14 protein-coding genes are annotated in these 17,047 nt (G+C 44.0%); 5 read left to right on the forward strand and 9 right to left on the reverse strand.

Annotated features, from left to right (window positions below; translation table 11 throughout):
* Positions 1-324 (reverse strand): zinc-ribbon domain-containing protein, encoded by a 324-nt coding sequence (locus QFZ48_RS19305; protein WP_429051607.1) that lies wholly within the window; start codon positions 322-324, stop codon positions 1-3.
* Between QFZ48_RS19305 and QFZ48_RS19310 the strand changes: the two genes are divergently transcribed.
* Positions 220-441, forward strand: a complete 222-nt coding sequence (locus tag QFZ48_RS19310) for a hypothetical protein (RefSeq protein WP_429051614.1) — start codon at positions 220-222, stop codon at positions 439-441. The two genes, QFZ48_RS19305 and QFZ48_RS19310, sit on opposite strands and share 105 nt — an antisense overlap.
* Here the strand turns inward: QFZ48_RS19310 and QFZ48_RS19315 are convergent.
* From QFZ48_RS19315 to QFZ48_RS19345, 7 genes are all read right to left on the reverse strand, one after another.
* Positions 430-1,071, reverse strand: a complete 642-nt coding sequence (locus tag QFZ48_RS19315; protein WP_370908014.1) for a response regulator — start codon at positions 1,069-1,071, stop codon at positions 430-432. The two genes, QFZ48_RS19310 and QFZ48_RS19315, sit on opposite strands and share 12 nt — an antisense overlap.
* On the reverse strand, positions 1,061-2,827 hold the full coding sequence (locus QFZ48_RS19320; protein WP_429063288.1) for a tetratricopeptide repeat-containing sensor histidine kinase: 1,767 nt from the start codon (positions 2,825-2,827) through the stop codon (positions 1,061-1,063). The genes QFZ48_RS19315 and QFZ48_RS19320 overlap by 11 nt, the downstream gene beginning before the upstream one ends.
* A gap of 226 nt (positions 2,828-3,053) precedes the next feature.
* Positions 3,054-5,219 (reverse strand): redoxin domain-containing protein, encoded by a 2,166-nt coding sequence (locus QFZ48_RS19325; RefSeq protein WP_429050450.1) that lies wholly within the window; start codon positions 5,217-5,219, stop codon positions 3,054-3,056.
* A 21-nt stretch (positions 5,220-5,240) separates the two neighbouring features.
* Positions 5,241-6,644 (reverse strand): RagB/SusD family nutrient uptake outer membrane protein, encoded by a 1,404-nt coding sequence (locus QFZ48_RS19330; RefSeq protein WP_429063289.1) that lies wholly within the window; start codon positions 6,642-6,644, stop codon positions 5,241-5,243.
* Between the two features lie 11 nt (positions 6,645-6,655).
* The gene (locus QFZ48_RS19335) at positions 6,656-9,964 is read right to left on the reverse strand and encodes a SusC/RagA family TonB-linked outer membrane protein (protein ID WP_429063290.1); all 3,309 of its coding nucleotides are present in this window, start codon (positions 9,962-9,964) and stop codon (positions 6,656-6,658) included.
* A gap of 343 nt (positions 9,965-10,307) precedes the next feature.
* Positions 10,308-11,543, reverse strand: coding sequence for a FecR family protein (locus QFZ48_RS19340; RefSeq protein WP_429050447.1), 1,236 nt, complete (start codon positions 11,541-11,543; stop codon positions 10,308-10,310).
* Between the two features lie 84 nt (positions 11,544-11,627).
* Positions 11,628-12,227, reverse strand: a complete 600-nt coding sequence (locus QFZ48_RS19345) for an RNA polymerase sigma factor (RefSeq protein ID WP_429050446.1) — start codon at positions 12,225-12,227, stop codon at positions 11,628-11,630.
* A gap of 323 nt (positions 12,228-12,550) precedes the next feature.
* On the opposite strand from QFZ48_RS19345, the gene QFZ48_RS19350 reads away from it, so the two are divergent.
* The 4 genes from QFZ48_RS19350 to QFZ48_RS19365 all read left to right on the forward strand — a co-directional run bounded on the left by QFZ48_RS19350 (position 12,551) and on the right by QFZ48_RS19365 (position 15,944).
* Complete coding sequence (locus QFZ48_RS19350; RefSeq protein ID WP_429050445.1) at positions 12,551-13,069, forward strand: hypothetical protein; 519 nt, start codon at positions 12,551-12,553, stop codon at positions 13,067-13,069.
* A gap of 11 nt (positions 13,070-13,080) precedes the next feature.
* A complete protein-coding gene (locus QFZ48_RS19355; protein WP_429063291.1) occupies positions 13,081-13,905 on the forward strand; it encodes a hypothetical protein in 825 nt (274 codons plus the stop codon).
* A 181-nt stretch (positions 13,906-14,086) separates the two neighbouring features.
* Positions 14,087-14,908: a sugar phosphate isomerase/epimerase family protein gene (locus tag QFZ48_RS19360; RefSeq protein ID WP_429050443.1), complete on the forward strand. Its 822-nt coding sequence runs from the start codon at positions 14,087-14,089 to the stop codon at positions 14,906-14,908.
* Positions 14,909-15,059: 151 nt separating this feature from the next.
* Positions 15,060-15,944, forward strand: coding sequence for a helix-turn-helix domain-containing protein (locus tag QFZ48_RS19365; RefSeq protein WP_429050442.1), 885 nt, complete (start codon positions 15,060-15,062; stop codon positions 15,942-15,944).
* A gap of 32 nt (positions 15,945-15,976) precedes the next feature.
* Here the strand turns inward: QFZ48_RS19365 and QFZ48_RS19370 are convergent, their stop codons facing one another.
* Positions 15,977-16,870 (reverse strand): AraC family transcriptional regulator, encoded by an 894-nt coding sequence (locus tag QFZ48_RS19370; RefSeq protein ID WP_429063292.1) that lies wholly within the window; start codon positions 16,868-16,870, stop codon positions 15,977-15,979.
* Positions 16,871-17,047: the final 177 nt, after the last annotated feature.

Consider the following 17,047-nt stretch of genomic DNA (forward strand, 5'->3'; position numbering starts at 1 on the left):
TTAATTTTTAGTATTAGAAATGAAAATTGCAAAAATGAGGAACAGCATTACAAGGCCCGAACCGGTAAACAGGTACCAGGGAACTTTCGCTTGTTTTTTTAGTTCGCGGGCTTTTGTATGTAAGTCCGGAGGCATGGCGTTGCTGGCTAATGCCTGCCGGCAACTGCTGCAAATGCTGTAAGCTTTTTTATAAATGGGAAAGACAGGGATCCAGAACACATGAAGGTAAACGCAGTTCGTTTGTATGTGCAGACTTTTCCGCTGCGAACAATGATTGCAGGAGTGCTGATACACTGGCTGCAGGCCGATCTTTTTTTCCCTCATTCCAAAAAAAACTATCATCCCGTTTTATTTGAAACAAAGGTATACCGCCGCATGCCGGGCAACAACATGGTTTTCAGTGAAAATCAATACCCTGTTTTCAGGGGGTTAGCTGAGTAGTCCCAGCTTTACAGCATACCTGGTGAGGCCTGCCAGGTTGCGTACTTTTAATTTCAGGATAAGTGTTTTGCGGTAGCTTTCAATGGTATGCTTGCTTAAAAAGAGTTTATCGGCAATTTCCTGGGTGGTGTATTCTTCTGCAATTAATTTCAGCACATCCTTTTCCCGCGAGGTCAGCATTTCAAGGGTTTCTTTTTCCTTGTAAAAAGCACTGTTAAGGTAACCCTGTTTTACAGCGTCTGAAAAGTACTTTTCACCTTTCAGGATCATCTTTATCGCTTTAAGAAATTCATCGGAATCTGCATTTTTTGATAGGAAACCATCCACATGATGCTGAATAAGGGCATCAATCATATTATTGTCGGTGTGCATGCTCACCACCAGCGTGCAGATTTCCGGCCGTGTTTCTTTAATGTGGTTATTCAGCGTGATGCCATCCACATCCGGCATGCTGATATCTGTGATTACCAGGTCTACCTGCTCATCCGGATGCTGGTCCAGGTAATTCATCACCAGCTTGCCATTATGCGCATAATACAGGATATGCAGGTTTTCGTCCTTTTCTATCAGCCTGATAAGACCTTCCAGGAATAATTTGTGATCATCTGCTAGAATAATATTATGCTTCATACCATTCTGGTTTTAAGGATATTTCAATATCTATTACGGTGCCCTTCGACGGAAAGGAGTCAATAGAAAGCACCCCATCAAATAATTTTAACCGCTCCCGTATATTCTGAAACCCAATACCATATTTGGTGGTTTCTACAGGAAAACCTTTGCCATTGTCTTCAAACAACAGCTTTAGCAAACCATCGATCTTTGTCAGTTGTATTTCAACTTTCGATGCCTGGCTATGCTTTTGGGTATTGGTGATCAGCTCCTGCATGATCTTATAGATTTCCACTTTCAGCGTGGTGCCAATAAGATCTATTTCTTCCCTGGGATAAGCCTGGAAAGATATTTTGGCGTTCCCCGGAACATCAAATTGCCTGAGATAACCGGCAATCAGTTCTGTAAACCCGGTATTATTGAACTTCTGTGGAATGAGATCATGTGAAAGATCACGCACCTGGTGATAGGTGTCATCAATCTGTTTTATCACCTCTTTTATTCCAGTCACATTATTTTGATGGGCAAGGCGAAGCTTAATGGCGGCAAGGTTACCGCCAATGCTGTCATGCAGTTCTTCTGCAATTCGTTTCCGTTCTTTTTCCTGCCCGCTCACAGAGGCTTTCAGCAATGCCAGTTCCTTATCTTTTAACAGCACGGCTATCTTTTGCTGATTCACTTCATCCATGGTGGCATTCAGCTTGCTTTGCGCCTGCAACTTCTGGTAATACATATACAGCAGGCCGATAACAGGTAACAGGATCACCAGGAATCCTATTAACAGGCTATATTTTATTGTTTTTTGATGTTGCAGTTCGTTTTCTTTATTTAAAATCTCTTTTTCTTTCTGAACGGTCTGATATTTTATTTCCAGCTCATTGATCTCTTTTTTATTTTGCAGATCCAGTATTTCCCTGGAAATACCCATGTACTGCGTCATGATGGCATAGGCATTTTTATAGTCGCCAGTGGCTGCGTGCACGGCTCGCAGGCTATTCAACACTTTTAGCTGCGCCTTCATGTCGTTCCATTGGATGGCATTTGCATATACCATGGAAAGTAACCGTTTGGCATCTTCATATTCTTTCTCAGCAATAAGAAGATCACCCAATCTTTGACCTGCGTTAATATATAAGTCGAAAAACTGGTTGGCGGCTGCGTGGTTTTTTACTTCGTTGTATATAGAAAATGCTTCTTCTGTATGCTGACTAAGTTCAGCAACAATACCCAGGATTAATTTTGTTTGAAGCTCGTTTTTTAACTGGTGTTCCTGCCGGAAGAATACGATCGCTTTCTCCGCATAGGCTTTTGCCTTCACGAGATCTTTTCTCTCCAGGTAGATAATGCCCAGTTGTTGATACGCAATATGTATCAGTTGCTCATCATGGGAGGTATTCAGCAGATCGTTATATGCCTCAATGGCTTTGTTGTGTTCATTCCGGGCAAAATATACATTTGCGATACCCAGTTTATTTTCGTTGACAGCAGCACCATTGTTCAGCGCTTCTGCATACCGGATGCCTTCGAGGTAATAGCGCAGCGCCTCATCATACAACCCTTTTTCGCTATAAGCTTTCGCTAAAGTGTGGTACAGGGTGGATTGATAGGGGAGCTTGTCACGGGCCTTTATATCACTATTGTTTAGCGCGTCGATCATCTGTTGGGAGTAAAAGATAACCGAATCTGTTGTGCCGTGAGCAGCATGAAATGCCATTAAAGGCTCCGTGGCAAGCATTTTTGCTTTAATATCACCCGCCTGCCTTAGTCGCTGCAATAGCGAATCCGGAGTTTTTACGGGAAGTTGACCAAACCCCACAAAGCCTCCCTGGCTTTGCGCCACGCAGGAAAAAGAAATTATAAGAAGACATATAAAAAGCAGCTCCCGTTTATTCATTCGCTTCATGCTGATATAATACCGTTGGGTTTTGTTTCATACATGAAGGTAATAATATAATTAAATAATTCATTTTTTGAAGACATAAGGCAATAAAACCGGTCATCTACCTGATCAACTCCAGCAGTTTCTCCTCCAAGGCAAAGCCTCTTAAATCCTTAGCAACGATCTTACCATCCTTGTCAACCAGGATATTCCAGGGTATGCCCCGCACGTTGTAATACTTTGCAATGGCATTTTCCCTGCCTTTCAGATCAGACAACTGTGTCCAGGGCAGTTGATCATCTTTGATGGCCTTCTTCCACTTGCTGGCATCGGTATCCAGGGAGATGCCCACGATTGTAAACCCTTTGGATTGGTAACTATTGTATGCTTTCAGCAAATTCGGATTCTCGGCACGGCAAGGCCCGCACCAGCTCGCCCAGAAATCTATCAGTACATACTTCCCTTTAAAGCTGGAAAGGGAAATTTCCTGTCCGCTGCTATCGGCTTGAGACAAATCTGCAATCATTGCGCCTTCGGCGCTTCTTTTCATCAACGGTAACATTCCTGCTATCCTTTTGCCAGTGGGCGTTCCACGGATTATTTCCGGCAGCGATGCATAAAGCGGGTAAACAGTGTTATATCGGGGCCCCGACATATCTTCCGCCATATCCTTTACCAGTTGCAAGGAAAATAAACTGAGGGGATGTTTCTCTACATAGTCCTTAACACTAGCCGTATACCGGCTTCTTGTCAGGGTAAGCAAGTGTTCTCCTATTTTGGACCTTTCCTCTTGTGAGGCATCCGTGAGTTGTTGCAGCAATTCCTTTTGCTGCGGACTAAGTTCCCTGGTAGTTGCATAAAAGGCATTGGCTTCATCCTGGATATCGGAGCCCTCTAATGTGAAATTTGGCAACGAATCGATATTAGCTGATAACTGCAGGTACCCGATATCGGAGAAGAAGCTAAGCTGTTCGCCTTTTGGAAGGATGGTGGCGTTTACCCGCTGTGGCTCCGGCATTTCAGCAAGCCAGGTGAATTTGCCGTTATGGATAGACACCGTATCGTTTCGGTAACTATTGCGGTTGTAATATTTAAAAACAATGATGCTGTCGTTCTCGCCTTTTATCTCTCCATCCATACGCATATTATGCCCCCGGTCAAAGATTTCCATCAGGGTGTTCATCAGGTCCCTGTTGCGTTTGTTTTTGGCGATTATCCTGCCTTCAGGATCTATGAGTACATTCTGCGGGATTCCCTTGATACCATATTGGATGGCAGCCTCATTATTTCTTCCTTTCAGGTCAGATACCTGTTGCCAGGGCATATTATCATCCCGGATGGCCTGTATCCATTGAGGCCGGTGCAGCGAATCGTCCATCGATACGCCCAGTACGGTGAAGCCTTTGTCTTTGTAAGCATTGTAGGCACGCAGTACGTTGGGATTTTCCGCGCGGCAGATACCGCACCAGCTGGCCCAGAAGTCAACCAACAGATATTTACCCCGGAAGGAGGACAGTTTGATGGCATTGCCATCTGTATCTGCCTGCGTAAAATCCGGAGCGGGCGAACCCACCATTATTTTCCTGACATTAGCGATCTGTTTTGCCAAAGCTTTTCCATCTGCCGAATTTTTAAACCCCGGGCTAAGCGCTTCGAATAAAGGGGCAACCGTTTCAGGATCTAAAGCTATACGGTAACTATAAACCATGTCCCAGGAGGCATAGGCGTTCGGGTGCTGCCTGATGATACCGGCTACTTCCTCATCAAATTTCTTTTTTACCTGTTCCTGCTCCGCATTAATAGCCAGCAGGGAATCTTTCAGTCCGCGGTTGAAATAAGCTCTTGTATTCAGAGAGGTAAAAGTATTTGCGTACTTATTTCCATGTTGAACAAATTCATCCAGGACAGCCGTATTGGGGCTGCCTTTCACAGTAGCTGAATCCAGGGAATTGGTTGTGTGGATGTCTACTTTTCCAGGTTGCAGGTAGAAATTTCGTGAAACATACTTACCACCCGGTGGCATCATGTACAGCTTTGCAGATACCGGTCTGCCCAGCTTGCCGCTGAAGGTGAAATGTCCATCCATTTGCAGCGTAGCGGAATCAGTTGCCCGCTCTTTATCATTCAACTCGTATTGAAGATAAAGTTTGACAGGGTACTGCGGGGCAGTTATCTGCCCCTTTAGTATGAACGGCTTTGCTTGTCTGGATTGTGCCTTTGCTACGACCGTTCCGGTCATGAGCAGGGCAGCAGGCAGCCATTGCCTGAATAATTGATAACGCATCATATGTTTGGTTTTTACCTGGCGCTAGAAATATCCTTTGTTTTGATCCAGGTTTCGATTAGAATTAATGGCAGATTGCGGAATGGGATAAAGAACATCTGTCGACTGCCACTGGCCTCCTTTGAGCTGCGATAAAACTTCGTCGGCCCTGGAGATAGCAGGGTTATTGATGCCGGGTAATCTTTTCAGATCTAACCAGCGATGTCCCCATTCGCAGAAGAATTCAATGCGGCGCTCATGTTCAATGGCAGCCATCAGCGTGGCTTTGTCGTTGGCCTTCGTGTTGGATAAACCTGCTCTTAACCGGACGCTATTAAGGTCAGCTGCTGCCTGTATGTAGTTGGATTGTTGTGTACGGGCTTCAGCGCGGATTAAAAACTGCTCTGTCAAACGCAATACCTGGTTATATTCCACTGCGCCCACACCTGCCATATACCTGTATTTTGCGGGGTAGGGATAGTTAATACCTCCATAGCTTTTATAGCCAACCCAGCTGGTTTTTCGCCTGTCTCCGGGTTCAAAATTATTATAGAGGCTGTCGTTGATTACAAATTTAGGCGTTGTACTGAATGAAGAAGGAACGAAGTTGTTGGCGATCCATGAACTGCTGATACCATTTACAAATTGAAGGATGCCTTCTTTGTTGTTGGCTAAGAATACCTGGTTGAGGGAGTCGTTCATACTAAACATCCCCGGATTGTTAATGACGGCAGTAGCCATGCTTTCAGCCAGTTGCCATTTTCCCCTGTAAAGATATACCCTGGCCAGGAAGGCATCGGCAGCCCAGGTGGTAGCGCGTATACGCATGCCGCCATAGATGTCTAAGGTGGCAGGCAATACTTTTTGCGCATCTGTAAGATCTCTTTCTATCTGGTCATAAACGGCATCCACGTTATCACGGGGTTGCGTGGTAGTGCTGTTTACATCAGTAGACAACACTAATGGCACGGCGCCATATTCATTCACCAGGTAAAAGTAGCATAATGCCCGCAGGAACCTGGCTTCCCCGGCAGCCCTTTGTTTGTATGATTCAGATAAGGGAGATTCAGCCATCCCGGTGATAACGGAATTGGCGATGTACACATTTTTATACATGGTGCTCCATAAACCATCTACGTAGTAGATCATGGGAGTTAAGGAGTTATTCGTAAAATCATCGTAATAATTCATGGCATATGCGTACGTTTCATCGGCCGACATACTATTGAACATGGTAACGGAAGTGCCCAAATCATTGCCCGGATTCGGGTTCGCCACACTGGCATATAACCCTATCATAGCTGCTTCCGCCGTAGTTGAATCCAGGAATACACTGTTGGAAGCCAGCTGGTCTTTTGGTGGCCCTATCTCGATCAGTTTCTTACAACCATTCAGGAGCGAGGCGGCCAATAACACGATACAAGTATATAAAAAGCATTGTTTTTTCATTTCCCTATTATTTAAAGTGAGCAATGGATACCAGCGGCAATTTGTCTTAACGGTGGTAATACTGCACCGGCGGTTTCAGGATCAAATCCCAGGTAACGGGTGATGGTAAACAGGTTTTGCGCCCTGATAAATGCCCCGGCTGATTTTAACCGGATCGCCTTTGTCCAGGAACCTGGAAGCTCGTAAGAGAGGTTCAGGTTTTTAAGTCTTATAAAACTGGCGTCTGAATAGTTTCCATCGGAAAACAGGTAGTAATTTTTATAGGCATAAGTAGCGTCACTGCCGGACAACGTAGATGGCTTGAAGCCATCAGTAATGATTTTGTCGTCCTGATTGGACAATCCACCTGGTTGCATTCCTACTGCGGAGCGAACGGAGGATTTGATTTGTTTCACGAACTGTAACAGGATATCCAACTGAAACCTGCCGAGTTTGAGCGAGTTACTGAACCCGCCATAGAAATCGGGAATACTGGAGGATATAATCTGGTAATCTCCGTTTGCTGTTTCTAACAAGCCGGTTGTAAATTTCCCATCCTTGTTGAGATCCGCGATGGTAGCAATTCCATCTTTCAGGCCTGTATAATGATAGCCGTTATAAGTGTTGATAGGTTGTCCCTCAATAAATACATAAGCATAGGCGGTTGTTTTTAAACCAGGGAAGGAAATGAGCTTATTACGGGGGATGGTAATATTAAAAGAACTGCTCCAGGAGAATTTTTTATGGTTGATATTCTTTGTTTTCAACTCAAATTCCCATCCGGAGCTTTGCAGCAATGCCGGCATATTACCGATAAAGGAAGAAAATCCCGATTGGGAAGACAGGGGAGCAGTCACCAACTGGTTATCAGTACGGCTGGAAAACCAGGAAGCCGAAAGGAAGAGCTGATCTTCTATAAATCCGGTTTCTAAGCCGATGTCCAATTTGCGGTTGGACTCCCATCCATAATTGGGATTGGCGCTTCGCAAAGGATAAATCCCAGCGCTGCCATATTGATAGAAAAGATTGCCATAGGACGAAAGGTATCCGTAGTCCGGGATCTGGTCATTCCCCGTTGTTCCGTAGCTGGCCCTGAGTTTACCGTAGCTTAACCATGGAATGGCTGTTTTTACCCACTGCTCACTGCTGAAAATCCACCCTGCACCAACGGAGCCGAAATTACCAAATTGACGGTTCGGACCAAAACGGGAGGAGCCATCCCTGCGGCCGGTAAGGTTGAACAGATAGCGATCTTTCAGTACATAGTTGATGCGTCCAAATGCGGAAACGTATTTGTATTCTTTAAAGCTGCTGCTTTTGAAAGTGATATCAGACGCTGCTGTCCAGGAGCTCATCAGCTTATCGTTGGAGAAGCCGGTGGCTCTTACAAAGTATGGTTCTGCAAAGCTGGATTGTTGCCAGGTACCACCCACCAGCACGTTCAGTGTACCCTCACCCAGAGATCTGTTGTAAGTTAGTTGTGGCTCCACGATATAGGTTTCAATATAGTCGGATGTATACGTAGCCGCTGATTCACCTGAGCCACTATTCGGGTCAAGGGAGGTTTTAGGAAGATATGTTTCGTTGGTTTGAGCTATTTTATTATACCCAAGACTCACCTTTGCGTCTAATCCTGCCAGTATCGTATATCGTAAAGTGGCATTCGCTAAAAGGTTATCCGACTTGAACCTGGCCGATTGCAACAGGTAGGAATCAGGATTGGTGAATCCGCCTGTCCAGTTTAAACTGCCATCCTGGTTATGCACGGGATAGTTGGGTGGTAATATGTACACCGACCGGGTAATGTCGCTGGCCACCTGGTTATTGGATTCTTTGGTATACATGGCCGAAGCACCCAGCGTGAATTTACCATTGCGCGACGTATTGTCTATACTCAGGTGAGATGAGTAGCGGTTGTATCCCCAGTCGCCGGGAAATACCGTCGTTTCACGCCGGAAGGTATTGGAAAAGCGGTAACGCAAATATTGACTGCCACCCGAAAATGCGCCGGTAACCTCTGTTTGATTGGCGGTATTGCCGATATAATCTTTCTGGAAATTCCTGGATTTTGTTGTATCCCAGATAGTGAGATCCGGAGCGTTTGAAAAACCGGGTGTTATTTTATCATTAGCGAAAGCAGTTCTCCGCATAGCCAGGTAATCGGAAAGATTCAGCATCGGTAAATAGTTGGTTACTTTACCGGCGCCTGTATAAATATTGAAATCGAAATGTGGTTCGGAGGTTTTGCCTTTCTTTGTGGTCACCAGGATAACACCATTAGCGCCCCTGGAGCCATAAATAGCAGTTGCATCGGCGTCTTTCAATACAGATATCTCAGCGATATCGGCAGGGTTGATGGAGTTCATGGGATCTATCTCACCGGAGGCTCCTGCACTGGCAAATGGCGTTTCCACGAATGGCACCCCATCGATAATGAATAGCGGCATACTTTTGTTGCCGGTGGGTAGCGGGATGGATTGCTGTTGACGGATGGAAATATTCATCTGGCTGCCAGCGTTACCACTGGAACGCGTGATGAAAAGTCCTGGTACATTCCCCTGCAATGCTTCGAGCACGTTACTTACAGGCTGCCGCTCGATGTCTTCCGCTTTCACACTGCTAACACTGCCTGTATTAAAACGTTGTGTGGTGGTGCCGTAAGCAATAACCTGCACTTCATCAAGTTTAGAAACAGACGGAGGGAGTATTAAATTAAAACCGCCTAAGCCGGAAGAGATAGATTGACCGGTTTTAAGAGCTGCCCCGTCACCTTTGCCAGCCGGGTAAGACACTACAACAGCATTGGTGGCGGAGGTCATTTTTAATTCTATGCTTCCATATCCAATCCTGCTGATCACTAAAACATCGCCTGCATTAACGTTGATGGTAAACGAGCCATCAGTCTTTGTTGCAGTACCCGTTCTGGTGCCTTTGATAACGATGCTGGCGCCGGGGAGCGCTTCCCCGTCGCGGTTAAGAATAACGCCGCTGAAAGGAAATGTCGCAAGCTCACCAACCGTTGTAACCTTATTTCCGGTGGGCTGCGCTGCAACCGGATATATGCTGATGGTTTTGCTGCTAATCAGGTACTTTAAAGGCTGGTTCCGGAACACCTCTTCAAGGAACTGTAATAGGGGCTCGTTGGTGGCCGTAACGGTAACAGGTTTGGCTGCTGATAGATCAGTTTCCTGGTATAAAAACAGGTAGCCGGTCTGTTGCTTTACAACAGAGAAAATTTTTTCGAGCGATACATTTTTGCCCGAGAAATTTACATTTTGAGAAAATCCAATGGCCGATACGTTGAGAAAAGCGGCTGTAAGAAAAAATGCAGTTAGTTTCATTACTAACAAGATTTTGGTGACTTGACGGATACCCCCACGGGAGGGCCATCCACAAAAAGCAGTTTTTGTCATACCTTTGGAACTGTTTTAGGTGCTTAATAAGCAGTCTGTGCAGACTTTGTTTTGAATGTTACCTAAACTACCCGGCCAATGATGTTTCCCCATCATTGGCTTTTCGTTTTGAGTAAGGAATTGTATATGCTGGCCCTTTTAAGAGGGAATTGCCGGGATAATTATTCAGTATATTCATCGTCCGGAACAGGTGATCCACGTATACACGGATCTGTTCCGGTGGTTGGCTGCCGGCAAAGTATATATCATATTTCGGCTGACAGGGATTTATTTACTTTTCTCCTATGACCAATGTTCTGTTCTTCAGTTCCACATGCAGGCCGAATCCCTGCAGAAAGCGAATCAAATCAGTTAATTGAACGCCCCTGTCCATTTCTCCTTTCAATTTCCTTGTTGGAATAGCTCCTTCATATTTAACCTCAATATCGTACCATCGTTCAATATCTTTCATGATGGATTGAAACGGCCTGCCCGTGAAGTTGAAAATGCCCTTCTTCCAGGCTAGCACCTGTTCCAGGTCGGCGCCGGAATTAATGGTGATGGTGGTGGTGTTATCCGGCTGTAAGGCTTGCTGACCAGGACGCAGCGTTACCGCCTGGTACGTAAGCTGCCGGTCGGATGATGCAGCAGCTATATTACCCGCCAACACCCTGACCTTACCCTCCAGCAGTGTGGTGGCAATGGTACCTTCGTTGGTATAGGCATTGATGTTGAAACTGGTGCCTAACACTTCAACGGTGGTTTGCCCGTCAACATCCACGATGAAAGGCATTTTGGCGTTTTTCGCCACTTCCATATACACTTCACCTTTTACTTTTACTTTTCGCTCATTCCCTGTAAATGCAGCCGGGAAGGTAATAGCACTTGCAGCGTTAAGCCATACGGTTGTACCGTCAGGAAGCGTGAGGCGGTATTGCCCGCCGCGGGGCGTGGACATGGTATTCATCATCACTTTGCCTTCGGAGTGCCCCTTCACATCGTAAATAATTTCACCGTTGGCTGTTTTAACAACTGAAGAATTACCCTGTTGGGCAATGGCGCCTTTGGCAGCGCTGTCTAATGTGATAGCTCTTCCATCTGACAAAGTCAGCAACGCCTTATTTGATCCGGGTAGAATATCATGATTGGGCATTACTTTTCCTTTTACGAAATCCCCTGCCGTCTTTTTGGAGGTCGTATAAAGATAAGTACCGGCGCCAAACAGCATCAATACCGCAGCGGCCCAGCCCCATTTCTTCAGGGAATGTATACGAGGTACAGGACGCGCATCTGGGAGGGATTGGTCAGCATAAATCCTGGCGGTCACCCCCTGTTCAATACGGGCAATTTCCTGCGAAAAATCCTGTTGATTGTTTTCCCATAGTGGCCAATCCTGGTCCAGCATCCGCGCTACCATGTCCTTATTAGCCGGATCTTTGAGCAGGTCAGCGAACACAATACGCTCCTCTTTGCTCAGGTTTCCCTGGGCGTATCTGTCAAAATAATATGTCAGTTGCTCTTCAGTCATTGTAATCAGTAATAAAGACCCGGTTTAAAGAGGGGTAGGACGGGTCGGGAATAAAAAAAATCTGGTAATTATTTAATCGTCTCTTCACAACAGGTTAATTAACGCCCATAACAGGGTGATAATGATCCCGGCATTTCTTTTTAAATAAGTTCGCAGGAAGACTAATGCCTCCACCATATGCTCTCTCACCGTACTTCTCGAAATCCCCAACCGAGCGGCAATTTCCTCGTACGTTAACTGTTCGTTGCGACTTAACAGGAATACTTCTTTGCGTCGTGGTGGCAGGGATTCAATGGCCTGCCCCATAATGGTGGCCAGTTCTTTAGTCTCCAGGTCTGTTTGAGGATTGGTCAGCGCCAGATCGATTTGAGCCACATCCGGAGCAGCTGTTTCTAATAATCCGCGTTCAAACTGGGAGTTGACGCAGTTCCGGGAAACCACATATACATAGCCTGAGAAATTGCTGATATCCGGTAATTTGTGCCTGTTTTTCCAGAGGCGCAGGAAAACATCCTGGGCCACTTCCTCGGCCAGTTGAGGCGATTTAAGCCAATAAAGCAGGTAGGGATAGATTACCTGGGAGTACTTTCTGACGATGCGACTAAATGCCCGTTCATCCCCCAGTGCAACCAGTTTCAGTGTCTCCCGCTCATCCGGTTCCGTATTTAAATTGTTGTTGCTCAATCCTATACCGTTAACAGTTCGTCTTAAAAAATAATTTTGAAAATATGAGCTTTCGCAGGAGGGTATATCAAAAATGTCTGAACAGTTGCTGTGACGCAATAATTTAGATGCCGGTTTCTTCCGGGTAATGCGCCGGACTATAATTTTTCCTATCGCTCAATATGCGAGCACACGACTTAGTGAACGAAAATAGTTAATAATTTTTAGATTGGTCATTATCTTCTATCGGGGAAATGAGGCTGGGGATGGGGATGTTTGGTAAAAACTTTTAAATGCTTAAATAAAATTTTAATGTTAAAATAGAGTTTATTTTTCAAAAAGCTATGAACAGAATTACATTAAAACCATTAGAAGGAATTATCATAAATGAAAGTAAAATAAGCTTTGGTCAAACAAAGAACGATCTTATAAATTTACTTGGCAGCCCGGACTACGAGGATGAAAATCAGGTTTTTTATGAAAATCTGGATGTTAGGTTTGATCTTGATAAGAATGGCTTATTGGAATTTATCGAATGTCAGGGACCCTATTCCGGAAATTCCGAATTCAATATTTATGGTATCAGCCCTTTCAAACTTCCGGCTAATGAGCTTGTAACTTTGCTAACAAATGAAAATAACGGAGAAATTGATGACTTTGAAGTACCGTATAGTTATTCTTTTTTAGAAATCTCTGTTGGAGTTTGGAGAGCAGCTGTTCCCACTGATATAGCGGCTGCTATTGCTGAAATGAAAGCAGATGGCTCATATGAAGCAGCAAAGGAGGTAATGGATCAGGATCTGGAAAAATCAGGACATTTTTGGACGATGGCTGTTGGAAAGATTGATTATTATAGAATATAAGGTCTAAGCATATGGAGCAGAAAAAAATAATAAGCAGTTTTAAAAAACAGATAGATAAGACGAAAAAAAAAGGCGTAAGTCAGGAAGAAATCCATCAATATTATGATCTGATAAAGCAAAGCATCCAGGACGATATCAAAGACGGTTTTAAGGAAACAATTGCACGGAATCTCACAATAGGAATTGGAGTGCATTCCGGCGAATATCCTAAACATTTGATCTTGAATGATAAAAAAGAAGGATGGATGTTCATCACCCGTTATCTGTTGTGGCAGCAGCATATTTTACAAACCCTTTTTTCTTATAAAGAAGTAACGTCAAGATCAGTAGGGCCAATTATCGGCTTAGCAGTTCTTTGGGGTATGAACGATCTTGCGAAGCGCTCGAGAGACTATTTCCAATGGCTGTTTGAGGAGGATAAGGGAAAATATGAGCAAAAGGAAACGCATCATTTATTCATGGCGATCTTGTATGATTTAAACAAAACAAAAGAAATCAATCAGCAGCTGTATGCAGCTTTGCCGGAAGGGAATATTTATAAAAAGTTTTTGGATAATTGGTCAACAACAGATGAAAAGCTATTAAGCGAATTGTTGTTGGAGCTTTGTGATTTTCATATCTACAGCTCATTGGATTTAAAAGATAAATTCTCCGAGATCCTTTCGTTAAATTATATTCCATATGAAATCAGATTGATTGAAAAAATCAGGGATGGGCAGGGACTGATGAATGTTGAGATCGATCACCCGTTATTGAAAACGCAATTAGCGGATATCCCTGTAGCTGCTTATGAATGGGATCTGTCAAAAGACGAGGTGTATCAGTTTACCGTTTAATAAGGTCGATCCACAACAATCATGCTGCCTATCGTCACAGTTGTTCCCCAAAAATGTCAGAAAACACAAAAAAAATCTCATTTATGTTTCTTCACCGCTGACTCCACCACCTATTTTTGTAAGCTAAAGCTCTACCCTATAGAAGCAATTTCTTATAAATACAAAGCCTTTAGTTGATAACATGCAGATAAAAATCCTTTGTACGCGATGGGGCCACGAAAACATCCCCGTAGAAGCTTTTCTCGAAAAGGTAATATCCGCAGGATATGACGGCGTGGATTCCTGGCTACCCGAGAATAAAAATGACAGGAAGGTATTTATCAAACGTAGCAAAGAACTGGGATTACCAATAGTTGTGCAACAGCATCAGGCGGAAGGTGCGGATATACAAGCCTTTTGCAGGAGCTTTGAATATCATCTGAATGCGGCAATGGAATGTGAACCGGTAATTATTAATTCGCATTCAGGAAGAGATTTCTTTACGATCAATGAACAACTTGCCGTTATTGATGCGGCGGAAAATTTTTCAGCGGGGAATAATATTGTTATCGCGCATGAAACGCACCGGGGAAGAATTGGATTCAGCCCGGGCAATGCGAAAGAACTGTTTAAGCTAAGACCTTCCATGAAAGTAACCGCCGATTTCTCACACTGGGTTTGTGTTACAGAAAGCTATCTTGAAGGATTCAAAGAAACGGTTGACGAAGCAATCAGGCGCACCGTACATATACATGCCCGTGTGGGGTTTCCTGAAGGACCGCAGATACCTGATCTGCGACTGCCGGAATGGGCCGAGCCGCTGAACTACTTTACCGGCCTGTGGTCCGGGATCATCCGGGAAAAGGAAGCCGAAGGCATATCCCTACTTACCATTACAACGGAGTTTGGGCCACCGCCTTATATGTGGACTACTTCGCCGGGTAATACCCCGGTAGCTTCACAATGGGAAGTGAATTTATTTATGATGCATCTGCTGAGAGATATAATTGCTCCACAACAATAACCCTCATGTATTCAGCTCCACATTATTTTACCTGCTAACGTATTTTTGCTAACTTTATCTCTTAACACGTTATGCTGTGTTGATCGGCGGCAGTATTTCCCGCCTTTAATAACGCCGGTTGCCACCAATACTTAAGAGAAAAGATAATTCAATGGGCAATAACTTTTTTAAATATCTGAGTACAAGTCCAGTCGAGGAGAAATGGGGAATTTATGTAACTACGGTGGGGTATTCAAAAGTAACACCGAATGAACGTTATCCTAAAGAAGAACATCCCCAAAGCCATCAGCTTACATGGAACAGGGGAAGGATTCTGACGGACTATTACATGATATTTATTTCAAAAGGAAAAGGAACATTCTGTTCGGCATTAACGGAGCCGGTGGAAATTGAGGAGGGAACCTGTTTTTTTCTTTTCCCGGGAGTATGGCATCGTTACAGGCCGGATATCCGCTCGGGATGGGAAGAATATTGGATTGGCTTTCACGGGTACTATGTTGATCAACTGATGAAACAAGGCTTTTTTGATCCCAATCAGCCATGTATCAAAACAGGGCTGGATAGAGATATGCTGGTATTATTTAAAAAGATGATTGATGTTGTAAATGCCTCGCTTGTAGGTTACTCACAACAGATTGCGGGTTTAACACTTCAGATACTCGGTTTGGTCAATACCATATCGCTAAGTAAACAATATGATCATAGTCCGCTGGAAAAGGCAATAACGAAAGCAAAGTTCCTGTTACAGGAATCACTGGAGCACCCTGTAGATATCCCGGAACTTGCCCGGCAATTGCCTATGGGATATTCTGCATTCAGGAAGAATTTTAAGGCAGTAACGGGGTTGTCACCTAATCAATACCATTTAAATTTACGCATAGATAGGGCAAAAGAACTGCTTGAATCAACATTGCTTAACGTGGAGGAAATCGCAGATCAAACAGGGTTCGACAGCATTTATTATTTCTCCAGGATCTTTAAGAAGAAAGTTGGCCTTTCTCCTAATACTTATCGTAAAACATTTGCCGTTGAATGAAACGCCGTTGCAGGTAATTATGTTTCATCGCTTTATTTGCCTTTTATCTTATCGCGGTATTCACCGGGCGGTAATCCCGTTTTTGATTTAAAGAACGTTACAAAATAACTGGCAGACTCAAAGTTCAGGTGAAAGGCAATTTCCTTTACCGGTAATATCGTACTGGCCAGCAATTCTTTTGATTTCTGCAATTTTATTTCAAGTTGATATTGTGCGGGTGAAAATCCTGTATACTGTTTAAATACTCTTCTGAACCAGGAATAGCCTATGTTTAGCGTTTTAGCGATGGATTCGGGAGTAACATTATCACCGGTTTTTTCGCGCATCATCATTCTTGCTTTATCAATCTGAGCGATGATGGCTTTATCTCTGAAAGAGTTGTTTTTCTCAGCGTAAAAGATGAAGCCCAACAGCAGGCTGGTAATGCCGGAAAGTACCTGCTGGTAGGCCATTTTCTGGTAATTGGCTGTTTCAATACCCTGGTTGAACAAAGCCACAATCTGTTCATTAAACCCCACATTATAGACCGGGCTTTTCCTGCAAAAGAAAAGATTACCGGTTAACTGTTTCATATAACTACCATTAAAACCCACCCAGTATTCATTCCATCCTTTGCCTTTAAGCGGCCGGTAGGTATGCCATTCGCCGGGAAATAACAACAGGATAGTACCGGCAACGACTTTAGTTAGCTTGCAGCTTGCCGATTCAAATGAACCTTCTCCTTCTGTAATGTACAGCAGGATGTATTCCTGCAATACCCTTCCGGTATTGGGACTGAACCAATATGCCGAAGGATGGCTTTTAGGAGGGTAGTCACTATTGGGCGATATAACCTGGAAACCAATAGTAGTGGTGTATAATCCCCACAGTTCGTCTGTTTCATTTACTGTCAGGTAATTGACGTTTTGATTCCTTTTATTTTTCATTGGTGTGTCAAAAAGTTAAATGATTCCATCAGAATTTATCACTGCACCTTTTAGATTCAGGTTACTTTGCATTACCAACTTAATTGAAAAACAGGATAGATGATTACTGAAATATTAAAGTTCCGACTGACTTTAATCCGACTGACTTTAAATTGTTTTATGGCGGAAATTTTTGAT

It is taken from the genome of Chitinophaga sp. W2I13 (assembly GCF_050434005.1).
In the GTDB taxonomy this organism is placed as follows: domain Bacteria; phylum Bacteroidota; class Bacteroidia; order Chitinophagales; family Chitinophagaceae; genus Chitinophaga.

Excerpts from the sequence above, each read along its gene's own strand:
- QFZ48_RS19340 (WP_429050447.1), bottom strand. The coding sequence starts at position 11,543 with ATGACTGAAGAGCAACTGACATATTATTTTGACAGATACGCCCAGGGA.
- QFZ48_RS19355 (WP_429063291.1), top strand. The coding sequence starts at position 13,081 with ATGGAGCAGAAAAAAATAATAAGCAGTTTTAAAAAACAGATAGATAAG.
- QFZ48_RS19305 (WP_429051607.1), bottom strand. The coding sequence starts at position 324 with ATGAGGGAAAAAAAGATCGGCCTGCAGCCAGTGTATCAGCACTCCTGC.
- QFZ48_RS19370 (WP_429063292.1), bottom strand. The coding sequence starts at position 16,870 with ATGAAAAATAAAAGGAATCAAAACGTCAATTACCTGACAGTAAATGAA.
- QFZ48_RS19360 (WP_429050443.1), top strand. The coding sequence starts at position 14,087 with ATGCAGATAAAAATCCTTTGTACGCGATGGGGCCACGAAAACATCCCC.
- QFZ48_RS19330 (WP_429063289.1), bottom strand. The coding sequence starts at position 6,644 with ATGAAAAAACAATGCTTTTTATATACTTGTATCGTGTTATTGGCCGCC.
- QFZ48_RS19310 (WP_429051614.1), top strand. The coding sequence starts at position 220 with ATGAAGGTAAACGCAGTTCGTTTGTATGTGCAGACTTTTCCGCTGCGA.
- QFZ48_RS19325 (WP_429050450.1), bottom strand. The coding sequence starts at position 5,219 with ATGATGCGTTATCAATTATTCAGGCAATGGCTGCCTGCTGCCCTGCTC.
- QFZ48_RS19365 (WP_429050442.1), top strand. The coding sequence starts at position 15,060 with ATGGGCAATAACTTTTTTAAATATCTGAGTACAAGTCCAGTCGAGGAG.
- QFZ48_RS19350 (WP_429050445.1), top strand. The coding sequence starts at position 12,551 with ATGAACAGAATTACATTAAAACCATTAGAAGGAATTATCATAAATGAA.
- QFZ48_RS19315 (WP_370908014.1), bottom strand. The coding sequence starts at position 1,071 with ATGAAGCATAATATTATTCTAGCAGATGATCACAAATTATTCCTGGAA.
- QFZ48_RS19335 (WP_429063290.1), bottom strand. The coding sequence starts at position 9,964 with ATGAAACTAACTGCATTTTTTCTTACAGCCGCTTTTCTCAACGTATCG.